Annotated in this window: 17 protein-coding genes; 6 read left to right on the top strand and 11 right to left on the bottom strand. The window is 61.8% G+C overall.

The features are described 5' to 3' along the window. Positions 1 to 49 precede the first annotated feature (49 nt). The 8 genes from HV770_RS38410 to xseA all read right to left on the bottom strand — a co-directional run bounded on the left by HV770_RS38410 (position 50) and on the right by xseA (position 8,771). Positions 50 to 1,360, bottom strand: coding sequence for an HNH endonuclease (locus HV770_RS38410; protein ID WP_246290707.1), 1,311 nt, complete (start codon positions 1,358 to 1,360; stop codon positions 50 to 52). Positions 1,361 to 2,152: 792 nt separating this feature from the next. After that, positions 2,153 to 2,704, bottom strand: coding sequence for a hypothetical protein (locus tag HV770_RS04410; RefSeq protein ID WP_175158267.1), 552 nt, complete (start codon positions 2,702 to 2,704; stop codon positions 2,153 to 2,155). Further along, a complete protein-coding gene (locus tag HV770_RS04405; protein WP_175158266.1) occupies positions 2,701 to 3,618 on the bottom strand; it encodes a restriction endonuclease in 918 nt (305 codons plus the stop codon). The genes HV770_RS04410 and HV770_RS04405 overlap by 4 nt, the downstream gene beginning before the upstream one ends. A gap of 487 nt (positions 3,619 to 4,105) precedes the next feature. Next, positions 4,106 to 4,552, bottom strand: coding sequence for a hypothetical protein (locus HV770_RS04400; RefSeq protein WP_217468571.1), 447 nt, complete (start codon positions 4,550 to 4,552; stop codon positions 4,106 to 4,108). A 29-nt stretch (positions 4,553 to 4,581) separates the two neighbouring features. Next, a complete protein-coding gene (locus tag HV770_RS38405) occupies positions 4,582 to 5,292 on the bottom strand; it encodes a hypothetical protein (protein ID WP_246290706.1) in 711 nt (236 codons plus the stop codon). A 2-nt stretch (positions 5,293 to 5,294) separates the two neighbouring features. Further along, positions 5,295 to 6,224: an AAA family ATPase gene (locus HV770_RS38400; protein WP_246290705.1), complete on the bottom strand. Its 930-nt coding sequence runs from the start codon at positions 6,222 to 6,224 to the stop codon at positions 5,295 to 5,297. Between the two features lie 369 nt (positions 6,225 to 6,593). Further along, a complete protein-coding gene (gene sodB, locus HV770_RS04390) occupies positions 6,594 to 7,172 on the bottom strand; it encodes a superoxide dismutase [Fe] (protein ID WP_042321432.1) in 579 nt (192 codons plus the stop codon). Between the two features lie 219 nt (positions 7,173 to 7,391). Then, positions 7,392 to 8,771, bottom strand: coding sequence for an exodeoxyribonuclease VII large subunit (gene xseA, locus HV770_RS04385; RefSeq protein ID WP_175158264.1), 1,380 nt, complete (start codon positions 8,769 to 8,771; stop codon positions 7,392 to 7,394). Between the two features lie 568 nt (positions 8,772 to 9,339). Here xseA and lpxK point away from each other — a divergent pair. The 5 genes from lpxK to HV770_RS04360 all read left to right on the top strand — a co-directional run bounded on the left by lpxK (position 9,340) and on the right by HV770_RS04360 (position 13,377). Further along, entirely contained in the window at positions 9,340 to 10,356 is a 1,017-nt protein-coding gene (gene lpxK, locus HV770_RS04380) for a tetraacyldisaccharide 4'-kinase (RefSeq protein WP_175158263.1), read from the top strand. Then, positions 10,337 to 10,540 (top strand): Trm112 family protein, encoded by a 204-nt coding sequence (locus HV770_RS04375; protein WP_121315547.1) that lies wholly within the window; start codon positions 10,337 to 10,339, stop codon positions 10,538 to 10,540. Before lpxK ends, HV770_RS04375 begins: the two co-directional genes overlap by 20 nt. 139 nt (positions 10,541 to 10,679) lie before the next feature. Further along, entirely contained in the window at positions 10,680 to 11,480 is an 801-nt protein-coding gene (gene kdsB, locus HV770_RS04370; RefSeq protein ID WP_175158262.1) for a 3-deoxy-manno-octulosonate cytidylyltransferase, read from the top strand. Positions 11,481 to 11,703: 223 nt separating this feature from the next. Further along, positions 11,704 to 12,369 carry an adenylate kinase gene (adk, locus tag HV770_RS04365; protein WP_175158261.1) on the top strand — a complete coding sequence of 222 codons (666 nt, stop codon included), beginning with the start codon at positions 11,704 to 11,706 and terminating at the stop codon, positions 12,367 to 12,369. Positions 12,370 to 12,618: 249 nt separating this feature from the next. Beyond that, entirely contained in the window at positions 12,619 to 13,377 is a 759-nt protein-coding gene (locus HV770_RS04360) for a 3-hydroxyacyl-CoA dehydrogenase (protein ID WP_175158260.1), read from the top strand. Positions 13,378 to 13,485: 108 nt separating this feature from the next. Here the strand turns inward: HV770_RS04360 and HV770_RS04355 are convergent, their stop codons facing one another. Both HV770_RS04355 and murJ read right to left on the bottom strand, forming a co-directional pair. Beyond that, positions 13,486 to 14,328: a SirB1 family protein gene (locus tag HV770_RS04355; protein WP_175158473.1), complete on the bottom strand. Its 843-nt coding sequence runs from the start codon at positions 14,326 to 14,328 to the stop codon at positions 13,486 to 13,488. Between the two features lie 5 nt (positions 14,329 to 14,333). After that, a complete protein-coding gene (murJ, locus tag HV770_RS04350; protein ID WP_175158259.1) occupies positions 14,334 to 15,884 on the bottom strand; it encodes a murein biosynthesis integral membrane protein MurJ in 1,551 nt (516 codons plus the stop codon). A gap of 539 nt (positions 15,885 to 16,423) precedes the next feature. Here murJ and rpsT point away from each other — a divergent pair. After that, positions 16,424 to 16,702 carry a 30S ribosomal protein S20 gene (gene rpsT / locus HV770_RS04345; RefSeq protein WP_012434165.1) on the top strand — a complete coding sequence of 93 codons (279 nt, stop codon included), beginning with the start codon at positions 16,424 to 16,426 and terminating at the stop codon, positions 16,700 to 16,702. Positions 16,703 to 16,922: 220 nt separating this feature from the next. Here rpsT and HV770_RS04340 read toward each other — a convergent pair whose 3' ends face one another. Further along, positions 16,923 to 17,270: a DUF3579 domain-containing protein gene (locus HV770_RS04340; protein WP_168665907.1), complete on the bottom strand. Its 348-nt coding sequence runs from the start codon at positions 17,268 to 17,270 to the stop codon at positions 16,923 to 16,925. Between the last annotated feature and the right edge of the window lie 383 nt (positions 17,271 to 17,653).

The raw sequence follows: 17,653 nt of genomic DNA, 5'->3' as shown, positions 1-17,653 counted from the left end.
GTCTACATACTGTAATGTGCGATTCGAAAAGCTTCACGCTAGGCGGCATCTATCCGTAATGGCTCTCTCGATGACAATTTGGGCAGAGCGCCTGCGCGTTCTCTGGAGTGTCTTCCCCTTCGTCAGCCAGCCGCTTGATGTGGTGAACTTCAAGATAGGGGCTGCCGTCCGTCCGGCGCCTGAATGGAGCCTCGCAGTGGCATTTCTCGCAACGACCGGCGGCCCGAGACAGAACTTCGGCGACGACATCGGGATTTCGAACGAATACTTCCGTCACGACCATGACCTTTTGCGGGTGCGGTCGCGCATTGCGAAGGCGAGCGGCACGAGCTTCCGTGCTGTCTCGAAGCGACTTCACAACGTCGCGCTCGAAATCATCCTGCAGCGCGCCGAGCGAGACGCGAAGGGTTGCATTCATATCAGGCGCTGGACTATCCGTTCGGACAACATTACCGAAGATCAAAGCCTGCGCGTCGATCGCGAGAGTTTCTGGCGGCCACGCGCCGTTTCTCGGCCTCAGCTGAAGCCAGATCGCGGCGGGGTCAATCGTGTGTGTCGCCGGGATGCAGTCAAAGACGTACTCGAGCGAGCACCGGCCTGTGCGATAGTCCTTCAGTACCCCAATTATCGGCAGTTGCGATTCAGCGGCGAGTTCAAGCCGGTTCCAGTGTGCAATCCTGTTTGGGGACGCGTTAGCGCCTTCCTTTACCTTAGGCACCTTGTACCAGAGCGTGCGATTCGCAGAGTCTTCGAGGATGGCAATGCCATTCGAGATGCGCCGTCCATTCGAGTCAGTCTCGCTACCGTGATTCCAGATTGTGGTCACGAGGTGTTTCGCTTTGCCGTCTCGTGCAAGATTGAAGGGTACGTCAAACATCGACCAATGCTGTCCGGGTCTCAAAGCTCCGAGTCTAACGAACGCTTCGTCATGCCCGATGCTGAAGGCTGGTTCTGATTGCGCCGCGACCTCCGCTGCAATCTGCGAGTATCGCGCATACAGTGCGCGCGCAGAATGGAGCGTCGGTCTGGTGCCTTTCCGCTTCTCCTCCACCGATTCGTAGTAGTCGATGTTTCCATTGAGCGCGACAAGCCCTGCGCGCAGGACGTCGAAGTCGCCGCTTTCATATGCCCGTTTGAGGAACAGCTCGACCGCCTCTTTGCTCAGCGCCATGTGGTATGTCTCGCCACGGCGCATCTTGCGGAAGCCGTTTATGAAAACGCTCGCACTGCCTTCAGCAAACCCCTTGGAAACAAGGTAGCGAATCGCCTCGGATCGTTTCAGTCGCCCCTCATAGACTGCCTTTTCCATTTCCAAAGCGGCTTCGATCTCGCCTGTCGTATATGCGGCCCTGTTGCCCATCGCGTGTCTATTTCCTTGCCGACGATCACAATATTGCTATCGGCGCTTAAGGGCGACCACTTGAGGTGTTCAAGGCACTTGCCGACCTTGCGGCGTGCTTTTTCAACCTTTTCCCTTTTCGAATGTCGACCTGATGGTGGCTAATGCGATCCAGTTTTCCTGGGCGATCGGACGGCAGTACAATGGCCCGCGCGCCAGAGGACCGCAACCCGCTTGGCTGAGAAGCTCGAGGTAGCCGCTAGAACGCTGTATGGATGTGGTGTGATAGGTTGACTGCCCTGCAGAGGGCCGATCTCGCCCCAGATGGAATGGACACCGCCCTACCTCCGGGGATGTGGGCCTCATTGAGGGCTGCTTTCAATGTTTAACGGCCGTTCGGGACGGAAGTGTGGTCGGCAGGTTATCGGCAATTCGGCATCCCATCATCGGGGGGCTGAGTCTGCGGCAAAGCGGACGAAGCAGAACTCACCATGGCGAGTCGACGTGAAGGTCTCCTCCCAACACACCCGCCTTCCACGATACAAACCGCCTTAGCCAAGTTTGGCCTTTTGCCGACCGTCTGGATTCGGATTGCAGACAAGCAAAAGCTGGCGGATCTTCTGGGCTATTTGCAACGCGCCCTTCGAGCGGTTCGCTGTCCGTAGTCCGCATCGACGCGACCAACCCTCGATGCCGACTGCATGATCATGGCCAAGGAACCGATTGTTCCAATCCCGACCTAGATCCGCTTCGTTTTTTTGCGCTGAGAACTAAGGCGCATTTTGGACGACGGACTTTTCGGTGTTTAAGCTCCTAGCTCGAGGCTGCGGCCGCCTGAAGAACCTGCGATTTCACGACAGAAAGCAGACGCCGCTTTAGCAACGTAACCAGATCCGCGCCCGATTTCAGTGCGAGCAGATCATCCCGTGTGACTACGAGTACGGTGACGCCTTCAATAAGGGCAACCGTCATATGGTAGAAGCCTGCCGTGACTGCTTCCTCGTCGCCGGCCACTCCGGCCAGCGCCACGAGTACACCGCTGCTACGGCCTTTATCGCGGAGCGTCGTTGCGAAATAACGCAGGTCGCGGCCCGAAAGTGGCGTCTTCGAACTCTTGCACTCAATAATCAACGGACAGTCGAGGAAATGGACACCGTCGCGCTCGCGGTCGTTCCAATATAGAAGGTCAATTTCCTCCGTCCGATAAAAATTGAGGAGGTTAGTCCCCTCATACTGGAGGCCGGAGACCAGCGAAAAGATTGTTGTTACCAGCGTCTCCAGGCGCTTGCCCTTTTCTTGCGGCACGTGGCCAAGTGCGTCGATGGCTGTGAGCTCGTTCGCGACCCACGACGAATCGATGCTCATTGCGCACGCTTCGCAAATAATGCACGATCGCGGCGCTTGAGGACCACGGTATCAAGCTCGAGATTCTCAATTGACGCAATCAGATCCTCGACCGCAAACGACAACACCCGCGGCGTCTCGAACAGGCTCGGAGGCGGCGTTTTACGGTCATGGTCGTAGACCAACAGCGCTAGCTTTGCATCGCTGCGCTCCATAACCCTTTCTATGCGCCGGACGGTCTCTTCCGAGTTTTTGAGAACGCTCCCGACACCGCCGCCATAAAACTTGCATTCCACAAGCGTCGGGCCGCCCAGTTCAAAGGCGATATCGTTGAGCCAAACGATCAGATCCGCGCCGATCGTTTGATCCTGACCGACCTCTGAAACCTCAGCACCCGTTGCCCGAAATATCTTGGCGCACAGCCTCTCAAACCGCTGGTAACGATCAGGGCTTGTTGACACCCGTAGTTCGTCGAGTTCTTTGCGCGCCCAGTCGAGAGAATGGACGGTACGGCTTTTGCTATCCTGGCCCATTCGGCCGGGCCGCTTGGCGTGACGGACGAACCGATCGAGATCCTCGACGGCACCTTCCAAGTGCATCCCGTCTTCGACTGCCACCACGTAGGCATTGGCAAGATCGATGCTTGGACTGCTGGCAAAAATCACGAAAGCCGGCTTGCCCAGTCCCTGGGCAACACCCAATTCGTACGCGACCGCCGTCTGGGGGCCGTCAGTGATCACGGCGGCGATGAAATCCGCATCCGTAATCAGCCGAATCACCTCCTTAGTGATTGTTTCCCCGACCCGCATCTCGGCCGCGCTGGCGGCCTCAATGCCGCACGCCCGCACCATTTCGGCCAGACGATTGGTCGCCTCAGGATCGTTGCCGCTGACGAAGCAGCGATGGTAGGGGCGTGGGGCAGAAGATGTGCTCATGGCAAAACTATACCTCACCGGAATGTTCAGCCCACTCAGACATTTCAAGTCGGCACATTTGGTCCTTCGGCGACGTGAGCTATCGTTAGGCCGTCATTTGGCTCGCCGATACGGTAAAGGGCCATCCAACCTCGCCACGCGACTCGCTGCTATCCTAAATTTCACATGAAGGGTACCAACCTTCCCTCCTAAGTTGTCGGCCGCGAAGCTGGACGGATGACTGCGTTCGGGTGTTCGGGATCTGAACGATCCGAGACCAATGGCTGGGTTTGGATAAGAAGCGTCGCTCGATTGTCCGTGCGAGGTTTCCAACGACCGGCGGTTTCTGGCCGCACTCGGTCCCACGTCGGGAAAAACGATCGGCCTTGTGGCTTGGTTACGCTAGTCGCTGAACTACGATTCCGCATCCATCACGCAGCTTGACTTGAGCCAACGCGCCGTTGACGAGCGACAGCTGCGGAGGGACACGCCCAATAGAGCCGGCTTCTCAGACATCAACATCGTCGAAAATGCTCCGGGTGCCATGTGGCTTGTCGATGGTCCCGGCTATGCCGAGTGATCGGGACGCCCTATCTGGACGTACACGGTCGTTGTCGTTGATCCAGTCTTTTGCCAGATCGATCTCGCGATCAATGATCCGCACGGCTTCCGCGTCATCGCCGAACTTGTCCTTCAGCGTCTTGAACCTTTCGAACATATGTTCCATGTGTTCATCGGCAGGTTCGTCAGCTCGGTATCCATCCTGTTCCTTTTCGCGCACACTGCCCAGCCTTGGCAGTAGGTCTGCGCGGACCCTAGCGATAAGCGCGTCGAATTCAGCATCAGTGAACATGCTGCGAATGTTCTCGTCATCGAGCGCGTGCACGTCTTCGACACTAATGGCATATGCGCTCACGGTTTGAACGAAGATTTTTCTGCTCTCCTCTGGTAGCAACCCGAACTCATGCAAACGCGTAGCGAGGGCTACCGGCCTACGCGAAGGTCAAGGTCATCCAGCGCCTCAAGGGTTCGGACAACCGTCTCCACAAGATTAGCGTCGAAGTCGTCCCGGTTCGCTTCTTCGTGTGTGCCCTTGTTCAGATAGGACCAGACTAGGTTGGCGGCCGGGATGCCAAGAATCCGGCTGTAGGCGGCCACCAGCACCGGCTTATTGGCGTGGTTGAAGGTCGCCGCGTCTTCTAGCCGTTTGCGGAGCGCCTCACAAAGATTGCGCAAACCGGGCTCCGCGCCGACCCCAGCGAGTTGCAGATTCAGCACGCCCAAGTCGTGGCTGGCCAGCCACCGCCACACTTTCTCAGAGAGCATCTCGAGCCCCTGCCGGCAAGACGCGAGGGCCTCGCGGTGGTCCAGCGCGTCTTTTGACGCGCGGGCCTTCATCACATAGTTCTTGCTCGGGACATTGCCCGTCACGCGAGGTTGGTAGTTGCCGGTGTGGTTGCGGAACAGATAGACCTGGCAATCGCCGCGCCGCTGAGCAGGCAAGTGCTGTTGGATGTCCTTGATGAACTCGTTGCTGTGGCAAGTGACGATGAGCTGTGTTTGAGCGAAATGGTCGCTCTCGAAGATCGTCTCGCGGATGCCGCTACGATGGTCGTGATCGATGGCGTTGATCGCGTCATCGAACACGATCAGTGGGCTTTGGATGCTCTGGCCCTTGGCGAGCAAGATCGCCAAGCCTAGGCACCGAATATGGCCTTCACTGAGGATGCGCAGCCGGGCGCGTCGGCTGTGCCGATAAACGCCTTGAGTCCCGCATACGTCATACCCGCAGAGTGCGTAAGGGCGAGGGCAGCCTCTTCGTTCGCCAAGTCCAGCAGGGCTTTCGCCTCGCCATTGACCATGGCTTGGTCGGTGACCAGGGCGTTGCGCTTTCCAGTCAGCGCGAGTTGCTTGGTGGCGGTCAGCACGAGCTGCTGATCAATGGACTCATTAAAGTGGCCCACGAACTCGTTGAACTTGTCCATTCCGAACAGTGTGGCGATTAGTTCGGTGCGTTGAGCGGGCGGCCGAGCGGCGATTCGGGAGAACGCGTCGATCCGATTCTTCTCGATGAAGCAGAACCGGAATGTGTCCGGGTTTGAGTTGACCGCGACTTCCCGGTTCTGCTTGTCGGTCGCCCGCAGGGCAGGTGGCTCAAAGCGGCGCGCGTGGAGGTTGGCGAGATACGTGCGTCCGTCGATGCGTTTGCTCTCGGCCTCTTCGACTGAGCCCAGCAGGCCATATTCCAGGCCCTCGCAAAAGCTGGTTTTGCCGCTGCCGTTGGGGCCGTAGAATAGGATGACCCGCTTTTGTAGATCGAAGGACTCGGGCATCCGAAAGCCTCGGAAGGGGCCGATAGTCATGTTCCGCAGCCGTTGCCACGGCCAGACGCCATCAGCCACCACAGCTTGGATGTCGGGCGGTCCGTCGGACGTCTGGGCCAGGGTCCTGCGGGCGTGATCGACCAAGTAGGTGGACCGCTGACTGTGCTGGCGAACGGTCTGAGCCAGCCCATCAAAGTTAGCCAAGGCAAGGTTCGCCAGTCGTTTCACCTCTGGCGGGGCTTGGGTGGCCGGCAGATGCAGCCACGATACAAATCGCTCAAAGTCTCGCTTAGCAGATGCCATCTCCCCCCTTTGTATGGTTGTCTCCTACTCACGTGCTACGTGAACTGGTTATGGCGAAGCCCAGGTGCCAAGTAGGCCTTTACGCAAATTCTACCGGCTTGACCGCACGGAGACGGTTAGCGAAGTCTCAGCCGTCGGCTTCAGCCTGCATTTTGAGGGGCCGCAGAGCGCCGATCACCACCGTCGGGCGATGGCCTTTTAGCCCTTCCACTCGTGGCAACCGCCTTAGCCACGGAGACGGCCACAAAAAAGCCCTCGCGTAGAGGGCTTTCAGATTGGCTACAGTTTCCAATGTTTATTGCGTGGCTCCCTGCCCACTTTCCAAACTTTGTTGCCGTTTCCAAACTTTATTGTCACGGAACAGCAATCTCACGCGAAGTTCTTCGACGCGAATTCCCAGTTGACGATGTTCCAGTACGCTTCGACGAACTTCGGACGCGCGTTGCGGTAGTCGATGTAGTACGCGTGTTCCCACACGTCGATCGTCAGCAGTGCCTTGGCATCCGTGGTCAGGGGCGTAGCGGCGTTGCTCGTCGACACGAGGTCGAGCGAACCGTCGGCCTTCTTCACGAGCCATGCCCAGCCGGAGCCGAACGTGCCGACTGCGGTCTTCGCGAATTCTTCCTTGAACTTGTCGAACGAACCCCACTTGGCGTTGATCGCGTCGGCCAGCGCGCCGGTCGGTGCACCACCACCTTGCGGCGAGAGGCTGTTCCAGAAGAACGTGTGGTTCCACACTTGAGCTGAGTTGTTGAACACGCCGCCCGACGACTTCTTGACGATCTCTTCCAGCGACAGGTTTTCGAACTCCGTGCCCTTGATCAGATTATTCAGGTTGGTCACATAGGTCTGGTGATGCTTGCCGTAGTGAAACTCGAGCGTCTCTTCCGACATGTGCGGAGCGAGTGCGTTTTTCGCGAACGGCAGCGGCGGGAGCGTATGTTCCATGGTGCTTTCCTTCTGTCTGTATCTGTTGTGGGGGAGTCTGCGGATAACGCTTATGAGCACTCGATTGTAGGCGAGTTGGAATAACCCCGCAAACCAACGGACTTTACGCCCGGCAGCGGAAAACAGACCGCGCGCGCAGCGTAATCAGTGCGATCGCATGGCCCGTGCCCGGCTCATCCGCTCGCTGCAAGGACGGCTGTCGCGAATGTCGGCGAAGTGTCAGAAACCGTCCGTGAGACGCGCTTGCACGTCGGCCAGTGCGATGTCGGCCGAGCCTTCGGCGAGATGGACAGTCAGGCGCCGCCCCGGTCGCAACGACGACGGCGCGCGCACTGCACGCCCGCTCTGCGCGTCGATCATCGCGGCATAACCGCGCTCCAGCGTGCGCTGCGGACTCAGCACTTCGAGCCGTGCGGCTAGCGTGTCGATCCGCGCGACCTGACGCTCATGCTGGCGCAACAAGGCCGCGTCCAGACGTTGCGAAAGACTGCCGAGCTTCGTCCGATGCGCGGCGAGATCCGGACGCCAACGCTGCCAGCGCATCTGCAGCAGCGAAAAACGTGCTCGCGCGTCACGCACCGGACGCGCGCCCGCCGACGCGAGCCGCACACTCAGTTGCTGCAGATGCGTGCGTTGCCGCGTGAGCCGCTCAACCGGCGACACGAGACGGCGAGCGAGCCAGTCGAGTTGCTGCGCACGCCGCTCCATCATGCGGCCGAAGCCGCGCGCGAGCGTCGCGTGCCGATGATCGAGTTCGCGCAGCAGCAACACGCGCTGCGGGCTGACGAGTTCGGCCGCGCCGGTCGGCGTCGGCGCGCGCACGTCGGCAGCGAAATCGGCGATCGTGAAATCGGTTTCGTGACCGACGCCGCTCACCACGGGAATCGCGCTTTCCGCGATTGCACGCGCCAGCACTTCTTCGTTGAACGCCCACAGGTCTTCGATCGAGCCGCCACCGCGGCACACGATCAGCACGTCGACTTCGCGCCGCGCGCCGGCCGCCTCGACCATCGCCGCGAGCTTGCCGCTGACGCCGATGCCCTGCACCGGCGCGGGATAAACGATCACCGGAATGTGTGGGGCACGGCGCGCCAGCGTAGTCAGCACGTCACGCAGCGCCGCGGCCTGCAACGACGTCACGATGCCGATCGTCCGCGGATGGGTCGGCAACGCGCGCTTGCGCTCGGCGGCAAAGAGCCCCTCCGCTTCGAGCTGCGCCTTCAGCCGGAGAAACGCTTCGTAGAGCCGCCCCTGACCGGTGCGGCGCACCGCTTCCACGTTCAGTTGCAGTTCGCCGCGCGGCTCGTACATCGTGACGAGCGCGCGCACTTCGATGCGGTCGCCTTCGCGCGGCGTGAACTCGGCATATTGAGCCCGTCCCCGGAACATCACGCAACGCATTTGCGCCTGCGCGTCCTTGATCGAGAAATACCAGTGGCCACTTGCGGCGCGGGTGAAGTTGGACACTTCGCCGGCCACCCAGACGAGCGGAAACGAACGTTCGAGCATCGTGCCGATCGCCCGGTTGAGCGCGGAAACGGGAACGACGACTTCACCGCCGGGCGCCGCCGACGAAGAAAAGGGACTTTCGGGATTCATGCGAGGGAATATCCGTGACTGGCCGGACAGACAATAGACCGACTGGCTATCCGCGTCCAGCGTAGTCGCTGAACTGTTAAAAGTGTCCACATGGCGGGAGTTGCCAGACAGATACCGCCAGATCTCCCACCGGCGCGCATGGATTCCAGGCATACCGTTGATTTATATGGCGTTTATAACTGGGTAACAGCGGCACTTTCCGATGCGCGCGGCTCACGACAGCCCTTTCCGGCGGTTCGTCGGCAGGTTCTCCACAAAGTTATCCACAGGCCGTGGAGAGCGAGCTCAGCTGCAACTCACCGCAGCACATGCGCCGCGCGGCTTGCCGGGCGGGGCGCCCACGCGCTAGAGTGGTGGGTTCGACGGCATGCCGAACGCCGCGCAAAGGACGCCGATGTGGCCACCGCGCGAGTGCGGCGAACAATGCCGCTGCTTCATTTTTCGCCTCACTTTCGACTGTCCGGAGAACCGCGTTGATGCAGACCCCGCGTATTGCGGCTGGCACCTCCACGCCGCCGCGCCGCCCCCACCCGGCGAACGGCGCACCGCTCGTCCGCGCGACCAATCCATGAGCGAACTCGGCGATCGTCTCGAAGCCCGTTTCGCCCGCGAGTGGCAACAGCGCGGCCCTTTCGCGTGGGCGCTGACGCCGCTCGCGTGCCTGTTCGGCGCGATTGCCGGTGCACGGCGCGCCGCCTTCTCGCTGGGCTGGTTGAAATCCGTGCGCGTCGGCGTGCCGGTGGTGGTGGTCGGCAACGTGACCGTCGGCGGTACCGGCAAGACGCCGACCGTGATCGCGCTGGTTGAAGCCTTACGCGCCGCGGGCTTCAATCCCGGCGTGGTGTCGCGCGGGTACGGTGCACGCGTCCGGACGCCGACGCCGATCACGCCCGCATCGGCGGCAGCGGTCGGCGGCGACGAGCCGTTGCTGATCGCGCGTCGCACCGGCGCGCCGGTGTGGGTCTGTCCGGACCGGGTGGCCGCCGCGCAAGCGTTGTGCGCCGCACATCGCGACGTCGACGTGATCGTGAGCGACGACGGCCTCCAACATTACCGCCTCGCACGCGACGCCGAACTGGTCGTATTCGATCACCGGCTCGGTGGCAACGGCTTTCTGCTGCCGGCCGGCCCGCTGCGCGAGCCGTTGTCGCGCCGCCGCGATGCAACGCTCGTCAACGACCCCTACGCGCGCGCACTTCCACCTTGGCCGAACACGTTCGCGCTGCAACTCGCCCCCGCCGACGCGTGGCATCTGGAGAACCCCGCACTTCGCCGTCCGCTCGCGCAATTCAGCGGCGAGCGCGTGCTGGCTGCAGCCGGCATCGGCGCGCCGGAGCGTTTTTTCGCGACGCTGCGCGCCGCCGGTCTCGCGCCCGCCACGCGCGCGCTGCCCGATCACTACGCGTTCGAGCGCAATCCTTTTACGGACGTCGACGCCGATGCGATCCTGATAACCGAAAAGGATGCGGTAAAATTAGGGTCCTGGCACGATGCGCGCATCTGGGTTGTCCCGGTCGAAGCCGCGCTCGATCATCGCCTCATTGCATTAGTTGTGGAGAAAGTTCGTGGACGCTCGCCTGCTTGAAATTCTCGTCTGCCCGATCTGCAAGGGCCCGCTCAGCTACGACCGTGGCGCGCAGGAGCTGATCTGCAACGCGGACAAGCTCGCGTACCCGATCCGCGACGGCATTCCCGTGATGCTCGTCGACGAAGCCAGGCAGACCGTGGAAGGCACGCCGGTCGATCTGAATCCGGGCTCGGTCGCCTGAGGTCAGGTTTGCCCGCACGGGGCGGCCACGCGTCGGCACTCCCCGCGCCGTTGCTGCGCGCCGGCGACCGTCTTTCCCGTTTGCGCACGCGCTGCCTGCGCGGGCGCTTCCTCCCGCTTGATCGCTGCTCGCCTTCCCGATGACCCAAGCCCACACCGCCACTGCCCCGTTCATTGCCGTCGTACCGGCCCGGCTCGCTTCGACGCGTCTGCCCAACAAGCCACTCGCCGATGTCGGCGGCAAGCCGATGGTGGTGCGGGTCGCCGAACGCGCGCGCGAGTCGGGCGCGCAGCAGGTGCTGGTCGCGTCCGACGCGCAAGCGGTGCTCGACGCGGCACGTGATCACGGCTTCGAAGCCGTGCTGACGCGCGCCGACCATCCGTCGGGCACCGACCGTCTCGCGGAAGTCGCGACGCACTTCGGCTGGAGCGACGACACAATCGTCGTCAACGTGCAAGGCGATGAACCGCTGATCGACCCGGCGTTGGTGTGCGGCGTCGCGTCGCACCTCGCGGCGAACAGCGGTTGTGCGATCGCCACCGCCGCGCATCCGATCACCGACCCCGCTGAAATCTTCAATCCGAACGTCGTCAAGGTCGTGCTCGACGCGCACGGCGTCGCGCTGTACTTCTCGCGCGCGCCGATTCCGTGGGCTCGCGACGCCTATCAGCCGCACTGGCCGAAGATCGCATCGATGCCCGTCCCGCCTGCGCCCGCGGTGGTTCACCGGCATATCGGGCTGTATGCATATCGCGCGCAGTTCCTGCGCACGTACCCGAGTCTTGCGATCTCGCCAATCGAACAGGTTGAAGCGCTCGAACAGCTTCGCGCGATGTGGCATGGCGAGCGCATCGCGGTGCTCGTCACGCCGGACGCGCCGCTGCCCGGCGTCGATACACCCGCGGACCTCGCGCGCGTACAGGCTTTATTCGGGTCTTGAGCACAAAAACCCATGGCATAATCGGACGCTTAAACGCGCCTCCCATCCCCAGCGAAAGCAGCGAAACTCAGGGTTTGCCCGGTCGCACCGTTGCCCTCTTGCAGCGCCGTCGTGTTTCGACGTGCAGCGCGAGACCTGCCACGGTAGCCGATGCGGGTCCCTCGACGAATCGTGGGATGGCTGCAGCGGCATCGAAGAATTCACATAGATCTGGAGATATCACATGCGTTTGATCCTTTTGGGTGCACCCGGTGCGGGCAAGGGCACTCAGGCGAACTTCATCAAGGAAAAATTCGGCATTCCGCAAATTTCCACCGGTGACATGCTGCGCGCGGCCGTCAAGGCAGGCACGCCGCTGGGCCTCGAAGCCAAGCGCTTCATGGATGCCGGCGAGCTGGTCACGGACGAACTCATCATCAACCTGGTGAAGGAACGTCTGCAACAGCCGGACTGCGAGAACGGCTATCTGTTCGACGGTTTCCCGCGCACCATTCCGCAAGCGGAAGCGATGAAGCAGGCCGGCGTCGCGATCGACTACGTGCTGGAAATCGACGTGCCGTTCGACGAAATCATCGTGCGTATGAGCGGCCGCCGCTCGCACGCCGCTTCGGGCCGTACGTATCACGTCAAGTTCAATCCGCCGAAAGTCGAAGGCGTGGACGACGTGACCGGCGAACCGCTGATCCAGCGCGACGACGACAAGGAAGAAACGGTCAAGAAGCGTCTGGAGGTGTACGAGGCGCAGACCAAGCCGCTGATCGAGTATTACAACGGCTGGGCGAAGAACGGCGATGCATCGACCGCATTGAAGGCGCCGCAGTACCGCCGCATTTCGGGCCTCGGCAGCGTCGACGAGATTCGTACTCGCGTATTCGACGCGTTGAAGTAAGCTCGCTGCCGATCGCTTCTGTTTTGACGAAAAACCCGCCCCTGCCGGCGGGTTTTTAATTGGGCCGACGGCTCAGGCGGGCCTCGCCTTCCATTCCCTGCTGATCACACCCATCCAGATTAGTTAGACATCCGTAGCGGTTTGCCTGCTTGCGCCGCGCTTTCCGCATTGCACCATAGCCGCTACAATCGATCATCGAAAAAATATTCGATCGAGAGACGACTGAACAACCGTAGCAAAGGAGTAGACATGGAGATTCGTGACAATGCGTTCCTGATCACCGGCGGTGCATCGGGTCTGGGCGCCGCCACCGCGCGCCTGCTCGTCGAGAACGGCGGGAAGGTGGTGCTCGCCGACCTGAATCAGGATGCCGGCGAGGCGCTCGCCAAGGAACTCGGCGGCGTGTTCGTCAAATGCGACGTGAGCCGCGAAGACGACGCGATCCAGGCCGTCGAAGCCGCGACGAAGCTCGGCACGCTGCGCGGTCTCGTCAACTGCGCGGGCGTAGCACCGGCCGTCAAAACGGTCGGCAAGGACGGCCCGCATCCGCTCGACTCGTTCGCGCGCACCATCTCGATCAATCTGATCGGCACCTTCAACATGATCCGGCTCGCCGCCGCGGCAATGTCGAAGAACGAGCCGAATGCGAGTGGCGAACGCGGCGTTATCATCAACACGGCATCCGTGGCCGCGTACGATGGCCAGATCGGCCAGGCGGCCTATGCGGCGTCGAAAGGCGGCGTGGTCGGCATGACGTTGCCGATCGCACGCGACCTGTCGCGCAACGCGATCCGCGTGATGACGATCGCACCGGGCATCTTCGAAACGCCAATGCTGCTTGGCATGCCGCAGGAAGTGCAGGACGCGCTCGGCGCGATGGTCCCGTTCCCGCCGCGCCTCGGCAAGCCGGCCGAATACGCGATGCTGGCCAAACAGATCTTCGACAATCCGATGCTCAACGGCGAAGTGATTCGTCTGGACGGCGCCATCCGCATGCAGCCGAAGTAACGATGCGCCCACCTGCCGCCTGATGCGGCATGCCCGAAAAAAAACGCCTGCACATGAATCATGTGCGGGCGCTCTGTTTTAAAGCGGCGTGCGGGAAAGCACCGGGCGCTATTCGCGATCGTCGTGCTGGGTACGTTGGCGTAACTCATGCAACTGGGACTCGACCACCGTCGCGTCCTCGGCATCCGGCCGGTCGCCCAGATAGCTTTCGAGGTCTTCGAGCGCGGGGCGCAGGTAATCGAGCCGCGCGTATGCGAAGCCGCGATCGCGCACCTCTTCGATGTTGTCCGGCAGCAGGATCACGAGACGCTGCTGCACCGCCAGCAGGCGCTGCCAGCGCTCGGTTTGAAGGTAGGTGGACTTCAGATTGCGCAGCATCCGCGCGATGATCTCGCGGCGCGTCGCCGGCTGCAGCAGCATGCGCAGCGCCCGGCTCACCGACTCGCCCGCCGACGCCACATACGGCTCGAGCATCTCGACCATCTGCGTTTCGGTCAGCGACTGGCCGGTGGTCGGATCGAGCATCTCTTCGCCATCGGGCGTCGTCACGCGCAGCAGGAAGTGCCCCGGAAAGGACACGCCGCGCGCCGGGATGCCGATCTGCTCGGCCATCTCCAGATACAGCACCGCAAGCGAAATCGGAATGCCGCGGCGGCGCTTGAGCACCGCGTTCAGATAGCTGTTGTCGGGATCGTAATAGTCGTTGAGGTTGGCGGCAAAGCCGAGCTCGCGGAAGAAGAACCGGTTCAGAATGCCGAGCTTTTGTTTGATGTCGGCGTCGGCCGGCATGCGGCGCTGCAGGCGCACCACCAGTTCGTCGATCTCGGCGAGCGTGGCTTGCAGATCGAGATCGGGGTAGGCGTCCTGCGCGAGGGAGAGCGCCGCCTCGGTCAGTGGGAGACTGTCGTCTTCGGCGACGAGCGTGCTGAAATAGTCGAGAACCCGCGTCATCGTGATCACTTCACTCGCCTTTTGAAATACGCGTACTTGAAGCCCATCAGCCAAAGCATACCGAAATATAGCGCGGCGAACAGCACGAGGCACGCGCCCAACAGCACCATCCGGTCGACCGGCCGGTCATGCATGGCGATCCAGTCGAAGTTGATCGCCAGCCAGCGCATCGTGCCGGCCAGCACCAGACAGGCGCCGAACAACTGTACGAAAAATTTGAGCCAGCCACCTGAGGGCATATAAATGCCGCGCTTGCGCAGACCGACAAACAGTAGCAATGCATTGACGCAAGCGCCGAGCCCGACGCTCAGCGTAAGGCCTGCATGCGAGAAAAGCGGCACGAATACGTAGTTGCTCAACTGCGTGGCGATCAGCACGCCGACGCCAATCTTGACCGGCGTCTTGATGTCCTGCTTCGCGTAGAAGCCGGGCGCGAGAATCTTGATCAGGATCAGACCGATCAGGCCGACGCCATAGGCGGCCAGCGCGCGGCTCACCATCACGACCGAGTGGCCGTCGAACTTGCCGTAGTTGAACAGGACCGCGGTCAGCGGCTGCGCGAAGAAGAACAGCGCGACCGCGCTCGGCGCGGCCAGCAGGAATGTAACGCGCAAACCCCAGTCGAGCAGTGACGAATATTCGCGGGCGTCGGCATCGACGTGCGCCTTCGAGAGGCTCGGCAGCAGGATCGTGCCCAGCGCGACGCCGAGCAGCGCGGTCGGAAATTCCATCAGCCGATCGGCGTAGTTGATCCACGACACCGCCCCCGGCCCAATGCGCGACGCGATATTCGTGTTGATGATGAGGCTGATCTGCGCGACCGACACGGCGAACATCGCCGGCACCATCTTCGACAGCACCCGCTTCACGCCGCGATGCGCGAGCGCGCGCAACGGATTGAGGCTGATGCGCGGCACCATGTCGATCTTTTTCAGCCCCGGCAGTTGTACGATGAACTGCAGGATGCCGCCGGCGATCACCGCCCACGCGAGCGCATAGACCGGTGTTTGCAGACGCGGCGCGACGAACACCGCCGCGACGATGAAGGCCACGTTCAGCAATACCGGCGCGAATGCGGGCAGCGAGAAGTTCTTGTACGTATTCAGTACGCTCGACGCCAGCGAGGTCAGCGAGATGAAAATGATGTACGGGAACATGATGCGCGTCATCGTGACCGCGAGCGCGTACGCCTCGCCCTCGTGCGCGAGGCCCGAAGCGACGACGTACACCACTCCCGACGCGCCCGCCACGCCGATCAGCGACAGCACCGCCAGCGCCCATGCGAGCACGGTCGAGGTGGCGTCGACGAGCGCTTTGGTGGCGTCGTGGCCCTGCTGGTTCTTGAACTCGGCGAGAATCGGCACGAAGGCCTGCGAGAACGCGCCTTCGGCGGAAATGCGGCGCAGCAGGTTGGGGATACGGAAGGCGACGTAGAACGCGTCAGTGTATTGACTGGCGCCGAACGCGCGAGCGATCAGCGTTTCGCGGGCCAGTCCGGTCACGCGCGACAGCAGCGTGAAGCCGCTGACCGTCAGCAGGGCTCGGATTAGATTCATGGGGCGCCTATTATACGGGTGCCGCAAGTGCGGACGACGAGCCGGAACGCGATTCGGACCGATTTGCTGCGCAGACGTTCGATCCGATCGGCTGATCGGCGCATTTTTTTGCGGCGCGTCGGGCCGTGCCGTGCGTCACGAAACCTGCGCCGGAACGGTCGTTCCGGACTCGCGTCGCCCCGGCCGCGCCGCTTTCGCCACCCCATCCCCGCCGAAGGATGCGAGCCTTCCCGCGACAGGCCCACGCGGCGCGCTCACGCATTCCCGTTGCCACGTGCCTGATTTTGTTGCTATAATCGCCGGTTTCGAAGCTCGCTCAGTTTTCGGACGCGCTCCGGGACAACGGCCAGGCCGGCTCTAAGCCGCTTGGCGACGTCCTCGAATCGCCGGAAATACAGGCCCGCCTTCGCGTAGTTCGATCGATTTTTTCGACACTTTTTGCGCTCTTGGGCAATCGCTTCCAAGAGTTCGGATCTAAAAGCAGCACCTCACCACTTGAAGGTCAGGTACTGGAAACAGGAACAGGATAAGGAACCGTCATGGCTAACTCCGCACAAGCACGCAAGCGCGCCCGCCAGGCCGCCAAGGCAAACTCGCACAACTCGGCACTGCGCTCGAAGTTCCGCACGGCTATCAAGGCTGTTCGCAAGGCGATCGACGCCGGCGACAAGGCCAAGGCCGCGGAAATCTTCCAGGCATCGTCGAAGACCATCGACATCATCGCCGACAAGAACATCGTTCACAAGAACAAGGCTGCTCGCCATAAGAGCCGTCTCGCTGCAGCCATCAAGGGTCTGCAAGCGTCCGCAGCACAGTAATTCCGGTCAGCCCGCTTCGGTGGGCTACCTCCTGTTTCCGCTGCACAGAAAGGCCCGCCTCGGCGGGCTTTTTTGCTTGGAACAGACCGATTCGCACGCTGCCGCAACAGTTCGGCGCCGCGCGCTCGTAATTGACGGACCGCCCTGCCCCCCGCATCACGCACAAAAAAACCCGCTAATTGCGGGTTTTTTCGCTTTTGCAGATCCGGCGCGGCCTGCGTTATATCACGTGCCTTTTGGCTTGCGGCACGGCAGCGTGCTCGAGTTGCAACTCACACGCCTCGGTCACGACGAGGTCGTTGTCTTTTGCGAAGTTGAGCACGAAATCGAAGGCCATTGGTTCGATGTCGCGCAGGCGCGAATCGAGAATCACGCATTTGAGATCGCCGATCATGGTTGGCCGCACGTACAGCGAGTACTGCATATAGGCGTTCGGCCCCTTCTTCGCTCCCGGCCCAAAACATGCCATCACACCGGCGAGCCGCTCCGACCAGTCGCTCGGCCGGAATCGCTTTCCGGTCGACGTAATGCCCTGAATGAAAAATTCGGTTGGAGCTGCTTCGGCCATGTAGGAATACCTGTGTAACTGCCCAGCGTGATGACGGCAAAGCCGACGGCACGCGCCGGCTTCAAATGCCTGCATCGCGGCTGTACGCCGCGATGGCGAGCCGCGCCACCAGAAAACGCCACGGGCCGGCTGGGCAGCCTCGTCGCTTGTCATGACGGCGCACCGCGAGCAGGCTTTCCGAACCGCGCGAGCCGTGTCCCGCAGGCCGGATTCCGACCTGCCGGGCTTTGGGAGAACCGCCAGATTATAGCGCAGCGGACCTTTTTCCGCAGCGCACACAAGCCTCGTCCGACAGCGGTGCGACGCTTTCGGACAGCTTTCTTGGCCCTTTGGCCGACTCGTCAAACGGGGCGAAATCCTTTATGCTGCATTGGGTTACCACA

Origin of the sequence: Paraburkholderia fynbosensis (genome assembly GCF_902859935.1) — a bacterium.
Lineage (GTDB): Bacteria > Pseudomonadota > Gammaproteobacteria > Burkholderiales > Burkholderiaceae > Paraburkholderia > Paraburkholderia fynbosensis.
This window is presented reverse-complemented; position numbering and strand designations above follow the sequence as displayed.